Genomic DNA, 13,549 nt, shown 5'->3' with positions numbered 1-13,549 from the left:
GACGGGACTAGTCTCGTGTCTCGTGCCCGCGAACGGTGCACATTCATCCACCCGAGGACGACATGAACGACTTCGCGTCAACCCCCAGCCTGATCCTTCTCCCGGCCGTCGACGTGGCCGGCGGCAAGGCGGTGCGTCTCACCCAGGGTGAGGCGGGCAGCGAGACCAGCTACGGCGACCCTTTGGATGCTGCGGGCGAGTGGGTCGATCAGGGCGCGGAGTGGATCCACCTCGTCGACCTCGACGCCGCTTTCGGGCGCGGATCGAACGCCGGCATCCTTCGCAAGGTGATCAAGCAGTTCCGCGGTGTGAATGTGGAGCTCTCCGGTGGCATCCGAGACGACGCGAGCCTCGAGGCCGCGCTCGAGACCGGTGCTTCCCGCATCAACCTCGGCACCGCGGCTCTGGAGAACCCGGAGTGGGCGGCCGACGTGATCAGCCGTTACGGCGAGGCGGTGGCTGTCGGGCTCGACGTCCGAGGCACGACCCTCGCGGCGCGTGGGTGGACCAAGGAGGGGGGAGACCTCTGGGAGGTGCTCGACCGCCTCGAGGAGGCCGGCTGCAGCCGTTACGTCGTCACCGACGTGACGAAGGACGGGACCCTGCGCGGCCCGAACCTCGAACTGCTGCGCGAAGTCACCTCGCGCACACCGAAGCCCGTGGTCGCCTCAGGCGGCATCTCGAGCCTCGATGACATCGCGGCTCTGCGCGAACTCGTGCCGCTGGGCGTCGAGGGCGCGATCGTCGGCAAGGCGCTCTACGCCGGTGCGTTCACGCTGGCAGAGGCACTGGATGTCGCAGGGGACTGATTCCTGCGATCACCCGAGCCAGGGCGATTCGGCCGGTGTCCCCTGGGAGGGGCGCGGCTTCGAGGCGAACCCTCACGCGGCGGACGACGGTTCGGCCGATCCCGCGCTGCTGGACGCGCTGCTGCGCTTCCGCGCCGGTGAGGGCAGCCAGATCGAGATCGTCGACGCTTTCCGATCGGCGCGCGTGCTGATCCCCCTGATCGCCGAGAAGGGGGAGGAGGGCATGGCGCCGTCGGGTCTTGCCGTCGACAAGACGCAGGAGCTGTCGATCGTGACGGTCGCCGCCCCTGACGGTCGACGGGTTCAACCCGTGTTCTCCTCCGTCGAGGCGATGCAGCGATGGGATGCGTCGGCGCGACCCATCCCGGTCGAGGCCGTGCGTGCGGCGCTGGCGGCCTCAGCCGAGGACACCGACCTGATCGTGCTCGATCCGACCAGCGACACCGAGTTCGTGCTGCGCCGCCCTGCTGTCTGGGCGGTGGCGCAGGGGCATGCCTGGGAGCCGAGCTTCCTCTCGCCCGAGGTCTTCGCCGCCCTTCAGGACAGCGTCGCGCACGAACTGGCCGTCATCGACGTCGCCGTCGCACCGGGCGACCCCGACGCGCGTCTGCGCGGCCCGGAGTTGATCGTGATCCTCGAACTCGTCGACGGCCTGGAGCGCCAGGTGCTGGACGCGGTGCTCGCCCGCCTGGCGCAGCGCTGGGCCGCCGACGACCGCATCGCGGTCCTCGCCGACTCCCTGACCGTGAAGCTCCGCCGCTCCGCCTGACCGCGAGTAACCACTTCCCGCGCGAGAACCACCCCACAGACGTGGTTTCTCGAGCCCCGTTCGGTTTCCCCACACCTCAGTCCGCCCCTCCCCATCCACCGGTCAAGGTCTCGCGAGGGCGCAGGCCCGCAGGGCGCAGGGACGCCGCCGGAGCGAGCATCGGGAGGGGCCCGCGAAGCGGGAGGGTCCCCGCTCTGCGAGCGAAGGCGGCGCCCCGGAGTCCGGAGGGCCGGAGCCCGTCACCGGGAAGTCAGTTGACCGGCCCCGTCCACTTCTCGCCCGGCCCCTTGCCGATCGGGTCAGGGATCGCGGATGCCTCGCGGAACGCGAGCTGCAGCGACCGCAGCCCGTCGCGCAGCGAGCGGGCGTGCATGTCGCTGATCTCGGGCGCACCTGCCGTGATGAGGCCCGCGAGTGCGTTGATGAGCTTGCGCGCCTCGTCGAGGTCGAGCTGGGTGTCCGGGTCGTCGGCGAGGCCGAGTTTCACGGCCGCTGCGCTCATGAGGTGTACGGCGGCGGTGGTGATCACCTCGACTGCCGGGACGTCGGCGATATCGCGGGATGCGGCGGCCGCGGCATCCTCCTGCCTCGCCCACTCGTCGTGTCGGTGGTCGTCGCCTGATGCCTGAGTCGTCACTTCGCCTTGCCTTCTGTTAGACTGTGCCGGGCTCCGGAACGTTTTGTTCCGGTACGAAAGAGGATTCACTTCCCACCCGCGCTTGCCGTTCCAGGCTACCGGGTCTTGCACTCCGCCGGCTCCGTTCGCACGAGCGGCCGGTAGACAGGGTGCCAGCCGGCGTCTGGATGCCGGTGGGTGGGAGACGATTCTGATTTCGCCCGGGATGCTGACGGCATCCTGGTGGCTGAAACCATCGTCTAAGGAGTTCCGCATCAGCGATCCCCGCACCAATGAGCGCATCCGCGTCCCCGAGGTCCGCCTCGTCGGTCCCGCGGGTGAGCAGATCGGCGTCGTCCGCATCGAGGCGGCGCTGCGCCTCGCGCAGGAAGCCGACCTCGACCTCGTCGAGGTTGCCCCCAACTCGAAGCCGCCCGTGGTCAAGATCATGGACTACGGCAAGTTCAAGTACGAGGCTGCCCAGAAGGCGAAGGAAGCTCGCCGCAACCAGGCGAACACGATCCTCAAGGAAGTCCGCTTCCGTCTGAAGATCGAGGCTCACGACTACACGACGAAGCTCAAGCGTGCCGAGGGCTTCCTGAAGGCCGGCGACAAGGTCAAGGCGATGATCCTGTTCCGTGGACGCGAGCAGTCGCGCCCCGAGCAGGGTGTGCGCCTGCTCCGCAAGTTCGCAGAGGATGTCGCGGAGTTCGGAACCGTCGAGTCGAACCCCACGATCGATGGTCGCAACATGGTCATGGTCGTCGCTCCGCTGAAGAACAAGTCCGAGGCGAAGGCCGAGCAGAACGCCGTCCGCGACGCGCAGCGCGCCGCGAACAAGCAGGCGGCTCGTGAAGCCAAGACCACGGATGCCGTGGACGAGGCCGCCGCGGAGTAACGCCCGCCCCACAGACTCCCGCATTGCGCGGGTGAACACCGTCGCCTGAGAAGGCGCCATACGAAGGAAGAGAAGATGCCGAAGCAGAAGACCCACTCGGGTGCTAAGAAGCGCTTCAAGATCACCGGAAGCGGAAAGCTGAAGAAGCAGCAGGCCGGTATGCGCCACAACCTCGAGCACAAGTCGAGCCGTCGCACCCGCCGCCTCAACCAGGACCAGGTGCTGTCGAAGGCTGACACCAAGGTCGCGAAGAAGCTTCTCGGTCGCTGACGCGCCCGAACGCACGAACAGGAACACAGGAAAATGGCAAGAGTCAAGAGGGCGGTAAACGCCCACAAGAAGCGTCGCGTCATCCTCGAGCGCGCGTCCGGTTACCGCGGTCAGCGTTCGCGTCTGTACCGCAAGGCCAAGGAGCAGGTCACTCACTCCCTCGTCTACGCGTACCGTGACCGTCGCAAGCGCAAGGGCGACTTCCGTCGTCTGTGGATCCAGCGCATCAACGCTGCGGCCCGCCAGAACGGCATCACGTACAACCGCTTCATCCAGGGCCTCGGCCTCGCGGGTGTGCAGGTCGACCGTCGTATGCTCGCCGAGCTCGCGGTGAACGAGCCCGCCACGTTCGTCTCGCTCGTCGAGACGGCCAAGAAGGCTCTGCCTTCGGACGTGAACGCGCCGAAGACGGCTGCGTAAGCACTCCGTCGTGTACGGGCGTCCTCCTTCGGGAGGGCGCCCGTTTCGTCGTCTCAGTGCGACGTCGACAGCGCGCGCGGTCGAGCCGCCCGGGAGATCGCGACGTCGATGATCATCGTGACCACGACGGCGGCCGCGTACACGAGCAGATCGCGTTGGTCGAACCCGGCACCGAGCACGAGCGCCGCCGGAGGGAAGACGGCAGCCACCTCGCGAGGGATGCCGGTGAGCTGCAGGAACTCGACCACGGCGCAGACGATGAGCGCGAGGGCGCCGATGAAGCGTCGGGGGCTGCGCGGAGCGAGCAGCGCGAGCAGCAGATACACCAGCGTCGCGTACAGCGCATCGCCGAGGATGTCGCCTGAGTCGCCTGATCCGTACCTGTGCACGAGGAGCCCTGCCGCGATGGTGAGCGCCGCAGCCGCGCCGACCGCGCTGCGTCGGCGAATCGGGGAGCGCTGGGCGGCGGTGGACACCTGGGTACACTAACTCGCGGATCTGCGTGGACGCCGAGTGAACAGCGTCGATCCGTGCGCGCGGGAGCGGTGCCGGTGTCTCTAGACTGAGACCGTGCTGGAGAATCCCCGGTCCCCCCGTGTTCGAGCCGTCGCCAAGCTCACCAAGCGCAGTGCCCGTACCGAGACGGGCCTGTTCCTCCTCGAGGGCCCGCAGGCGGTGCGTGAAGCGCTGTCGTACCGCCCGGAGGCGATCGTCGAGCTGTTCGCGACGCCGACGGGATGGGAGCGGCACCCGGATATCCGCTCCAAGGCGGCCGAGCACGGCGTCGAGGTGGAGTACGTCACCGAGTACGTGCTGAACGCGATGGCCGACACCGTCACCCCGCAGGGGCTGGTCGCCGTCGTGCAGCAGACGCCGACCGCCGTGAAGGAGATCTTCGCGGCATCCCCCCGCCTGATCGCCATCTGCGAGGAGGTGCGGGATCCCGGCAATCTCGGCACGATCATCCGGGCTGCGGATGCCGCCGGCGCGGATGCCGTGGTGCTCACGGGCCGCACGGTCGACCCCTATAATCCGAAGGTCGTCCGGGCGACGACCGGATCGCTGTTCCACCTTCCGATTTCGGTCGGTGGAGACCTCGCGGACGTCGTCGCTCGCGCTCGCGCGGCCGGCATCACGGTGCTGGCGGCCGATGTGAAGGGCGACGACCTGCTCGCCGCGCGGGCCGAGGGCGTCCTGGACGGCCCGACCGCATGGCTCTTCGGCAACGAGGCCCGTGGACTCGAGGATGCCTCGCTCGCCCTGGCCGATCGCGCGCTCAAGCTGCCGATCTTCGGACGCGCTGAATCGTTGAATCTCGCCACTGCGGCGAGCGTGTGCCTGTACGAGAGCGCCTTCACGCAGCGCGCCGCAGCCGCGCGCTGAATGCGTCCGCCCGGGTTACAACTATGTAACTCGGGCGATTCCGCTCTGGTCCGGGGGGCCGCCGACTCCTAGGGTGGGGAGCATGACCGAGACTGGTGCGCCCCTTGTCGTCGTGGACAACGTCCAGAAGCACTATGGCGAGTTCCAGGCGCTGACGGATATCGACCTCACCGTGAACAAGGGTGAGGTCGTCGTGGTGATCGGACCTTCGGGTTCGGGCAAGTCGACGCTGTGTCGAACGATCAACCGCCTCGAGACCATCACCAGCGGCCAGATCTCGATCGATGGCAAAGAGCTCCCCGCCGAAGGCAAGGGACTCGCGCACCTTCGTGCGGACGTGGGCATGGTGTTCCAGTCGTTCAACCTCTTCGCCCACCTGACGATCCTCGAGAACGTCACGCTCGGCCCGATCAAGGTGCGCGGCCTGAAGAAGGCGGATGCCGAGAAGGAGGCGATGCTGCTGCTCGACCGCGTCGGCGTCGCCCAGCAGGCATCCAAGCTTCCGGCTCAGCTCTCCGGCGGACAGCAGCAGCGCGTCGCGATCGCTCGCGCGCTGGCCATGAACCCCAAGGTGATGCTCTTCGACGAGCCGACCAGCGCGCTCGATCCCGAGATGATCAACGAGGTCCTCGATGTGATGGTCGAGCTCGCTCGAGACGGCATGACCATGATCGTCGTCACGCATGAGATGGGCTTCGCCCGCAAGGCCGCGAACCGCGTCGTCTTCATGGCGGACGGGAAGATCGTCGAAGAGGCGACGCCGGAGGAGTTCTTCACGAAGCCGAAGAGCGACAGGGCGAAGGACTTCCTCTCCAAGCTCCTCACCCACTGACTTCCTTGACCAACCTGCACACACAGCACACGAAGGAGACGCATATGCGACGCACACGGACACTGGCAGGGATCGGGATCGCGGCAGCCGCGCTGCTCGCGCTGACCGCCTGCAACAGCGGCACCCCGACCGACCCGGGCGGCGACACCGACGGCGGCGACGCCGGCGAGGAGACCACCTGGTTCGAGGTCGCCGACGACGTCACGCTCGAAGGCAGCCCGACGTTTGACGCCATGACGGCGCGCGATGGCGTGATCATCGGCGTCAAGGAGGACCAGCCCGGTCTCGGCTACCTCGATGTCACGACAGGTGAGCGCACCGGCTTCGACAATGACATCGCACGTTGGATCGCCGCGTCGCTCGGCTTCGAGGAGGAGCAGATCGAGTTCCAGCCGATCGCTTCGGCGAACCGCGAGCAGGCGCTCGTGAACGGCGACATCGACTACTACGTCGGCACCTACTCGATCACGGACAAGCGCAAGGAGCAGATCGACTTCGCCGGTCCGTACTTCATCACGGGCCAGGGCTTCCTGGTCGGCGCCGACAGCGAGATCACCGACGTCGAGGACGTCTCCGACTTCAACGGCATGACCGTGTGCTCGGCGACCGGCTCGACGCCGATCCAGAACATCAAGGACAACTACCCCGAGATCGAGACGCAGGAGTACGACCTGTACTCGGCCTGCGTCGAGGACCTCATCTCCGGCAAGGTGGATGCCGTCACCACCGACCAGGCGATCCTGATCGGCTACGCGGCGCAGTACCCGGACGACGTCAAGGTCGTCGGCGGTCTGTTCACCGAAGAGCGCTACGGCGTCGGTCTGCCCAAGGGCGACACGGCGCTGCAGGAGCACATCAACACGCTCTTCACCGACGGCGGAGACATCTGGCAGGCGATCTTCGACAAGAACCTCGGTTCGAGCGGCATCGAAGTCGAACAGCCGGCTGTCGACTGATTGCTCGCGGAGGGGACGGCCTGTCGGGTCGTCCCCTCCTCACCACTTGAGAAGGGCAGGGCGGATTGGACGTCATCTTCGGCAACCTCGACCTGTGGGGCGCGGCGCTCCTGAACACGCTCATCGTGTTCTTCGCCGGCGGGGTGATCGCGCTCGTGCTGGGCGTCATCGTCGGGGCGATGCGGGTCTCACCGGTTCCCATCGCGCGCGGCGTCGGCACGGTCTACGTGAACCTCGTCCGCAACACGCCGCTCACCCTGGTCTTCTTCTTCTTCGTCTTCGGCTATCCGCAGCTCGGGCTGCCGAAACTGAGCAACCTCACCCTCGGCATCCTGGCGATCGGCATCTACACCGCGACCTACGTCGCCGAGGTCCTGCGCGCCGGCATCAGCACCGTTCCGGTGGGCCAGGCCGAGGCGGCCCGCGCGATCGGCCTGCCGTTCGGGCAGGTCATGACCCTGGTCGTGCTGCCGCAGGCGTTCCGCTCGGTGGTTCCGCCGATGATGAGCGTGTTCATCGCCCTGCTGAAGAACACGACGGTAGCCGCCGGGTTCTCCGTCGCCGAGCTCGCTTCGGTGCGGGCCGCCATTAACGATTCGCACACGCGCCCCGGCAACCCGATGGAAGTGCTGCTCTGGGTGGCCATCATCTTCGTCGTTCTGGTGCTCCTGCTCAGCTGGGTGCAGAACTCCCTCGAGAGGCGATGGAGGATCGCACGATGACTTCCGTTCTCTACGATGTGCCCGGTCCGAGGGCGATCGCTCGTAACCGCATTCTCAGCGTCGTCACCGTTCTCGTCGTCCTCGCCGTCCTCGGTTTCCTCGCGTACCGCCTCTATGTCTCCGGGCAGTTCGAGGCCAGCAAGTGGTACGTCTTCACCTTCACACGGGTGTGGGAGCAGATCGGCGTCCATCTGGTCAACACGCTGGCGGCCTTCGCGCTCGCCGCGGTGCTGAGTCTGGTGCTCGGTTTCGTGCTGGCCATCGGCCGGCTTTCCGACCACGCCTGGATCCGGATTCCGGTCACGGCCGTCACGGAGCTGTTCCGAGCCATCCCCGTTCTCGTGCTCATGATGCTGCTGTTCTTCGGCCTGCCGACGATCGGCATCAAGATGGATCCGTACTGGGCCGTCGTGCTCGCTCTGATGGCGTACAACGGCTCGGTGCTCGCCGAGGTGCTGCGCGCCGGCATCGAATCGCTGCCCCGAGGGCAGAAGGAGGCCGGCTACGCGATCGGTCTGCGCAAGAGCGGCGTCATGCGCCTCATCCTGCTGCCGCAGGCCGTCCGCGTCATGCTGCCGGTCATCGTCGCTCAGCTCGTGGTGACCATGAAGGACACCGCGCTCGGGTTCATCATCACGTACCCCGAACTGCTGTACTACGCGAAGCTGCTGAGCTCGCAGCAGGGGCGACCGATCCTGCAGTCCGCGTTCATCATCGGCGGCATCTACATCGTGATGTGTCTGATCCTCTCCGGCATCGCGAAGTACCTCGAGATCCGCACACGTCGTTCGCCGAAGCTCCGGGCGATCGCGAACGCGCACAACCCGGCGGCGGATGACGAGTCGACCCTCACCGAGGCGATCGCGATGCAGCGGGGCGCGGGGAAGCGCGATCTGGGCGGCGGGGGCGTGCCTCCGCTCTGACGGCACGGTGAGTCCACCGCGCGCCGGTAGACTCGACTCTCGTGTCAGACGTACCCGAGATCACGCCCGAGGCGGTGGAGACCGCCGTCGCAGCAGCGCTCGACGCGATCGGTGCCGCAGCCAGCACCGCAGAGCTGAAAGCCGCGCGCGCCGCGCACGTGGGGGAGGGGTCGCCGCTGGCGGTCCTGAACGCCTCGATGCGCCAGGTCGCCCCAGAGCACAAGGCGGCGTTCGGCAAGCTGGTCGGCCAGGGCCGGGGTCGGGTCACGCAGGCGCTCGCCGCCAAGGAGGCCGAACTCGCCGAGGCCGAGACCGCCGCACGCCTCGAGGCGGAGCGCGTCGACATCACCGCAGTGTCCTCGCGCACGCGCGTCGGCGCCCGGCATCCTCTCACCCTCCTCCAGGACGAGGTGTGCGACATCTTCGTCGGGATGGGCTGGGAGATCGCGGAAGGCCCGGAGCTCGAGCACGAGTGGTTCAACTTCGACGCCCTGAATTTCGACGTCGATCACCCCGCTCGACAGGAGCAGGACACCTTCTACGTCGACCCGACCTCGCGCCACCTCGTGATGCGCACGCACACGAGCCCCGTGCAGGTGCGCTCGATGCTCGACCGCGAGGTGCCGATCTATGTGCTGTGCCCCGGACGCGTCTACCGCACCGACGAGTTCGATGCGACGCACCTGCCGGTCTTCACCCAGTTCGAGGGCCTCGTGATCGACAAGGGCATCACGATGGCGCACCTGAAGGGCACGCTCGACCACTTCGCTCGACAGCTGTTCGGGCCGGAGGCGAAGACGCGCTTCCGCACCAACTACTTCCCGTTCACCGAGCCATCCGCCGAGCTGGATCTGTGGCATCCGACCTTCAAGGGCGGCGCGCGCTGGATCGAGTGGGGCGGCTGCGGCATGGTGAACCCGAACGTGCTGCGCGCGGCGGGCATCGACCCCGAGGAGTACAGCGGTTTCGCGTTCGGCATGGGGATCGAGCGGGGCCTGATGTTCCGCAGCGATGTGAAGGACATGCGCGACATGGCCGAGGGTGATGTCCGTTTCAGCGAGCAGTTCCGGATGGTGGTGTGATGCGCGTCCCGCTTTCGTGGTTGCGTGAGTACGTGGATGTGGCAGCGGATGCCACGCCTGAGGACATCTTCGCGGCGCTCGTGGCCGTCGGCTTCGAGGAGGAGGAGATCCACCGCTTCGAGATCGCCGGCCCCGTCGTCGTCGGACAGGTCCTCTCGTTCGAGGAGGAGCCGCAGTCCAACGGCAAGACCATCAGGTGGTGCCAGGTCGACGTCGGCGAGGCGAACGGCGGAGTCCGCGGAATCGTCTGCGGCGCGAGCAACTTCGCCGTCGGCGACAAGGTCGTCGTCACCCTGCCCGGTGCCGTGCTCCCCGGTCCGTTCCCGATCGCCGCGCGCAAGACCTACGGCCACGTCTCCGACGGCATGATCGCCTCGGCGCGCGAGCTGGGATTGGGCGACGAGCACAACGGCATCCTCGTCCTGTCCGCGCTGGGTCTCGACCCTGAGGTCGGCGTCGACGCTCTCGCCCTGTTGGGGCTGGACGACGTGGCCGTCGAGATCAACGTCACGCCGGACCGCGGCTACGCGTTCTCGCTGCGCGGCGTCGCGCGCGAGTACGCGCACGCCACCGGCGCGGACTTCCGCGACCCGGCCGAGCACGAGTGGGACGAGGTCGCTCCAGGCACCGGATTCCCGCTCGCCGTCACCGCCGAGCCGCTGCGAGAGGCACCGGCCGTGCAGGAGTTCGTCGTGCGCGTGGTCCGCGACGTCGACCCGACGCGTCCGACCCCGCCGTGGATGGTGTCGCGGCTCGCTCTCGCCGGCATCCGCTCGCTCGGAGTGCTGATCGACATCACCAACTACGTCATGCTCGAGCTCGGCAACCCGATCCACGGCTACGACTTGGACAAGCTGTCCGGCGGCATCACGGTCCGCCGTGCGCAGCAGGGCGAGAAGATGACGACCCTGGACGGCCAGGAGCGCGTTCTTCACGTCGAGGATCTGCTCATCACCGACGACTCGGGGCCGATCGGCCTCGCCGGTGTCATGGGCGGCGGAACGACCGAGATGTCGGACGAGACGCGCAATGTGCTCATCGAGGCCGCGAACTTCGACTCGGTGTCGATCGCCCGCACCGCGCGCCGGCACAAGCTGCCCAGCGAGGCGTCCAAGCGTTTCGAGCGCGGTGTCGACCCGCTGATCCCGTTCGTCGCTGCGCGTCGTGTCGCCGACCTCATGGTCGAGCTGGCCGGCGGCACGTTGGACGAGGTCGGCGGGGCGCTGTACTCCGAGGTTGAGATCGCGGGCATCGAACTGCCGGCCGAGTTCGTACCGGGCCTGATCGGTGTGGACTACGAGGATGCCGAGATCGTCGACGCCCTCGAGACGATCGGCGCCGAGGTCACCGAGACGTCGGACGGCTGGTTCGTGATCCCGCCGAGCTGGCGACCCGACCTCACCGACAAATGGACGCTCGCGGAGGAGGTCGCCCGTATCCACGGCCTCGACCGCATCCCCTCGGTGCTGCCGACACCGCCGTCCGGTCGTGGACTGACGGCGATGCAGCAGGGACGACGCCGCGTCGCGAACGCGCTGGCCGCCGCCGGCCTCGTCGAGGCTCCCGCATTCCCGTTCACCACCGAGGCGCACAACGACCTGCACGGTTCGGCGACGGGGGAGCATCTCCCCAGCATCCGCCTGGCCAATCCCCTCGACGGACAGGCTCCGTTCCTGCGTCGCTCGCTGATCCCCGGTCTCCTGCAGACTGCGCACCGCAACATCGCACGGGGAATGACCGACGTGGCGATCTTCGAGGCGGGCGTAGTGTTCCTCCCCGAGGCGGGCGTCGTCTACGGCACCGATGCGGTGCCGCCGCTGGGCGAGCGTCCGTCGGATGAGAAGCTCGCCGAGCTGAACGCGTCGATCCCGCCGCAGCGACGTCACGTCGCCGCGCTGTTCGCAGGCAACGTGACGCCGCGCCAGCCCGGTCGTGCCGCCGAGGCCTACGGCCTCAGTGAAGCGCTGGACGCCGTACGGGTGATCGCCTCCGCCGCGGGGGTCGAGATCGATGTCGTCCAGGGGCAGCGTGCTGCGCTGCACCCCGGACGCACCGGCGTTCTGAGCGTGCGAGGCGCCGAGGTCGGCTACGTCGGCGAACTGCACCCTGACGTGTCGTCCGACGCGGACCTCCCCGGACGCGCCGTCGTGCTCGAGCTGGATCTCGACGGCATCCTGGAGCTCGCGGGGACCGGTGTCGTCGCGGAGAGCCTGTCGACCTTCCCGGCGGCCACGCAGGACGTGTCGCTGGTCGTGTCGGCGGCACTGGCTGCCGGTGACCTGCGCGAGGCGCTCGTCGAAGGCGCGGGAGAGCTCCTCGAATCCCTGCGGCTCGTCGACGACTATCGCGGTGAGGGGCTCCCGGAGGGTTCGAAGAGTCTGACCTTCGCGCTCCGCTTCCGAGCGCCGGACCGGACGCTGACCGCGGCCGAGGCGACGGAGGCGAAGCTCGCCGGCGTCGCCGTCGCCGCAGAGCGCTTCGGAGCGACGCTGCGGGAGTGACCCACTTCGTCGTCAGGGGAGCGCGCCGCACTCGTTCGTTCGGCGTACCATCCCTCGTTCGTTGAGCGAGGCCGGCGGAGCCGTCCGAGTCGGAACGCGCTGAGGGCTGAGGCTCTTCAGCAGCGAACGCGTCTTGGCTCCCCTCGCGCGCTCAACGAGGGCGCCCACCCGCCCGAGCGAGGAGTGCGTCAGGATGGAAGCATGACGATCTCACCGCGGCGCTTCGTGATCGCAGCGGTGTTCGTGTCGCTGGGTCTGGGGCTCGCGGCGTGCGCGCCGGCCGCAGCGCCCACGCCGGAGAGCGCGTCGTCCGCACCGGCGGCGACTCCGTCGCCCACTCCGTCGCCGACGCCGAAGACGGGGCTCGAGCTGGCGGCCGAACGCGTCGCCGAGATGCCCCTTCGAGAGCAGGCGGCGCTGGTCACCATGGGCTACGCCGACGGGACGGATCCGGCAGCTCTTGCGGCCTATGTCGCCGGCGGACCGCGCGGGCTGATCCTGATGGGGAACAACATCCCCGCCTCGCCGGACCAGTTGCGCGCCCTGACGGATGCCGTGCACGCGGCGTCGCCGGAGGCGCTCATCGCGACGGACGAGGAGGGCGGCGACGTCGCCCGCCTGCCGTGGGATGACCTTCCGTCGGCTCGGACTCTGAAGAACGAGGACCCGGCGGCGGCGCAGGCCGCGTTCGCAGCGCGCGCTCAATTGCTCGACCAGGGCGGGATCGACATCAACTTCGGGGTCGTGGCCGACGTGCCGCGCTCCGACGGCTCGTTCATCTACCGCAGGTCGTACGGCACGGATCCGCAGGCCGTGGCCGAGCGGGCCGCCGCGGTCGTGACCGGCGAGAAGGGACAGGTCGCGACGACGCTCAAGCACTTCCCCGGACACGGCGCGGCGGAAGGCGATTCGCACCACGCCATTCCCACGACCGACCTGAACCTTGACGAATGGCGCGCGTTCGACGCATTGCCGTTCCAGGCCGGCATCGATGCGGGTGCCGAGCTCGTCATGATGGGCCACCTGAGGTTCACGGCGGTCTCGGAACTGCCAGCGACGCTGTCACCGGAGTGGTACGCGATCCTTCGCGACGAACTCGGGTTCGCCGGCGTCGCCGTCACCGATGACCTCGGGATGCTGCTGTCCTCCGGGGACCCGGCTTACGCTGATCCTGTGGCCAACGCAGTCACGGCCGTCGACGCGGGTGCGGACATGGTCCTGACGATCGCGGGTTCGACGCCGGAAACGGCTGGGCGGATCATCGATGCGCTGACGGCACGGGCGGAGACGGAGCCGGTGTTCGCAGAGCGGCTGGCCGAGGCCGCGACCAGGGTGGCGTCGCTCGCCGCGTCGCTGCGATCCTGAGGC

At 68.2% G+C, this 13,549-nt stretch carries 15 protein-coding genes; 13 read left to right on the top strand and 2 right to left on the bottom strand.

Annotated features, from left to right (window positions below):
* The first annotated feature begins 62 nt into the window (after positions 1-62).
* A complete protein-coding gene (priA, locus tag ACI7YT_RS12055) occupies positions 63-809 on the top strand; it encodes a bifunctional 1-(5-phosphoribosyl)-5-((5-phosphoribosylamino)methylideneamino)imidazole-4-carboxamide isomerase/phosphoribosylanthranilate isomerase PriA (RefSeq protein ID WP_406245768.1) in 747 nt (248 codons plus the stop codon).
* On the top strand, positions 793-1,578 hold the full coding sequence (locus ACI7YT_RS12050) for an SseB family protein (protein WP_406245767.1): 786 nt from the start codon (positions 793-795) through the stop codon (positions 1,576-1,578). Before priA ends, ACI7YT_RS12050 begins: the two co-directional genes overlap by 17 nt.
* Positions 1,579-1,828: 250 nt before the next feature.
* Here ACI7YT_RS12050 and ACI7YT_RS12045 read toward each other — a convergent pair whose 3' ends face one another.
* Positions 1,829-2,215: a DUF1844 domain-containing protein gene (locus tag ACI7YT_RS12045; protein ID WP_406245766.1), complete on the bottom strand. Its 387-nt coding sequence runs from the start codon at positions 2,213-2,215 to the stop codon at positions 1,829-1,831.
* A gap of 205 nt (positions 2,216-2,420) precedes the next feature.
* On the opposite strand from ACI7YT_RS12045, the gene infC reads away from it, so the two are divergent.
* From infC to rplT, 3 genes are all read left to right on the top strand, one after another.
* The gene (infC, locus tag ACI7YT_RS12040) at positions 2,421-3,092 is read left to right on the top strand and encodes a translation initiation factor IF-3 (RefSeq protein WP_406245765.1); all 672 of its coding nucleotides are present in this window, start codon (positions 2,421-2,423) and stop codon (positions 3,090-3,092) included.
* A gap of 75 nt (positions 3,093-3,167) precedes the next feature.
* A complete protein-coding gene (gene rpmI / locus ACI7YT_RS12035; RefSeq protein ID WP_017828564.1) occupies positions 3,168-3,362 on the top strand; it encodes a 50S ribosomal protein L35 in 195 nt (64 codons plus the stop codon).
* A gap of 33 nt (positions 3,363-3,395) precedes the next feature.
* Positions 3,396-3,782, top strand: a complete 387-nt coding sequence (gene rplT, locus ACI7YT_RS12030) for a 50S ribosomal protein L20 (RefSeq protein WP_406245764.1) — start codon at positions 3,396-3,398, stop codon at positions 3,780-3,782.
* A gap of 53 nt (positions 3,783-3,835) precedes the next feature.
* Here rplT and ACI7YT_RS12025 read toward each other — a convergent pair whose 3' ends face one another.
* Positions 3,836-4,258: a DUF2809 domain-containing protein gene (locus tag ACI7YT_RS12025; RefSeq protein ID WP_406245763.1), complete on the bottom strand. Its 423-nt coding sequence runs from the start codon at positions 4,256-4,258 to the stop codon at positions 3,836-3,838.
* Between the two features lie 94 nt (positions 4,259-4,352).
* Between ACI7YT_RS12025 and ACI7YT_RS12020 the strand changes: the two genes are divergently transcribed.
* The 8 genes from ACI7YT_RS12020 to ACI7YT_RS11985 all read left to right on the top strand — a co-directional run bounded on the left by ACI7YT_RS12020 (position 4,353) and on the right by ACI7YT_RS11985 (position 13,546).
* Entirely contained in the window at positions 4,353-5,165 is an 813-nt protein-coding gene (locus tag ACI7YT_RS12020) for a TrmH family RNA methyltransferase (protein WP_406245762.1), read from the top strand.
* Positions 5,166-5,247: 82 nt separating this feature from the next.
* Positions 5,248-5,997 carry an amino acid ABC transporter ATP-binding protein gene (locus ACI7YT_RS12015; protein WP_406245761.1) on the top strand — a complete coding sequence of 250 codons (750 nt, stop codon included), beginning with the start codon at positions 5,248-5,250 and terminating at the stop codon, positions 5,995-5,997.
* A gap of 44 nt (positions 5,998-6,041) precedes the next feature.
* Entirely contained in the window at positions 6,042-6,953 is a 912-nt protein-coding gene (locus ACI7YT_RS12010) for a glutamate ABC transporter substrate-binding protein (RefSeq protein ID WP_406245760.1), read from the top strand.
* Positions 6,954-7,018: 65 nt separating this feature from the next.
* Positions 7,019-7,675 (top strand): amino acid ABC transporter permease, encoded by a 657-nt coding sequence (locus ACI7YT_RS12005; RefSeq protein WP_406245759.1) that lies wholly within the window; start codon positions 7,019-7,021, stop codon positions 7,673-7,675.
* Positions 7,672-8,598, top strand: coding sequence for an amino acid ABC transporter permease (locus ACI7YT_RS12000; protein ID WP_406245758.1), 927 nt, complete (start codon positions 7,672-7,674; stop codon positions 8,596-8,598). Before ACI7YT_RS12005 ends, ACI7YT_RS12000 begins: the two co-directional genes overlap by 4 nt.
* Before the next feature lie 41 nt (positions 8,599-8,639).
* Positions 8,640-9,680, top strand: a complete 1,041-nt coding sequence (gene pheS, locus ACI7YT_RS11995) for a phenylalanine--tRNA ligase subunit alpha (protein WP_406245757.1) — start codon at positions 8,640-8,642, stop codon at positions 9,678-9,680.
* A complete protein-coding gene (gene pheT / locus ACI7YT_RS11990; protein ID WP_406245756.1) occupies positions 9,680-12,181 on the top strand; it encodes a phenylalanine--tRNA ligase subunit beta in 2,502 nt (833 codons plus the stop codon). Before pheS ends, pheT begins: the two co-directional genes overlap by 1 nt.
* A 201-nt stretch (positions 12,182-12,382) precedes the next feature.
* A complete protein-coding gene (locus ACI7YT_RS11985; protein ID WP_406245755.1) occupies positions 12,383-13,546 on the top strand; it encodes a glycoside hydrolase family 3 N-terminal domain-containing protein in 1,164 nt (387 codons plus the stop codon).
* The last annotated feature ends 3 nt before the right edge of the window (positions 13,547-13,549 follow it).

The sequence above is a fragment of the Microbacterium sp. M genome, assembly GCF_045181065.1.
Lineage (GTDB): Bacteria > Actinomycetota > Actinomycetes > Actinomycetales > Microbacteriaceae > Microbacterium.
The sequence above is the reverse complement of the archived record's forward strand: the minus strand, read 5'-3'. Positions and strand labels throughout refer to the sequence as shown.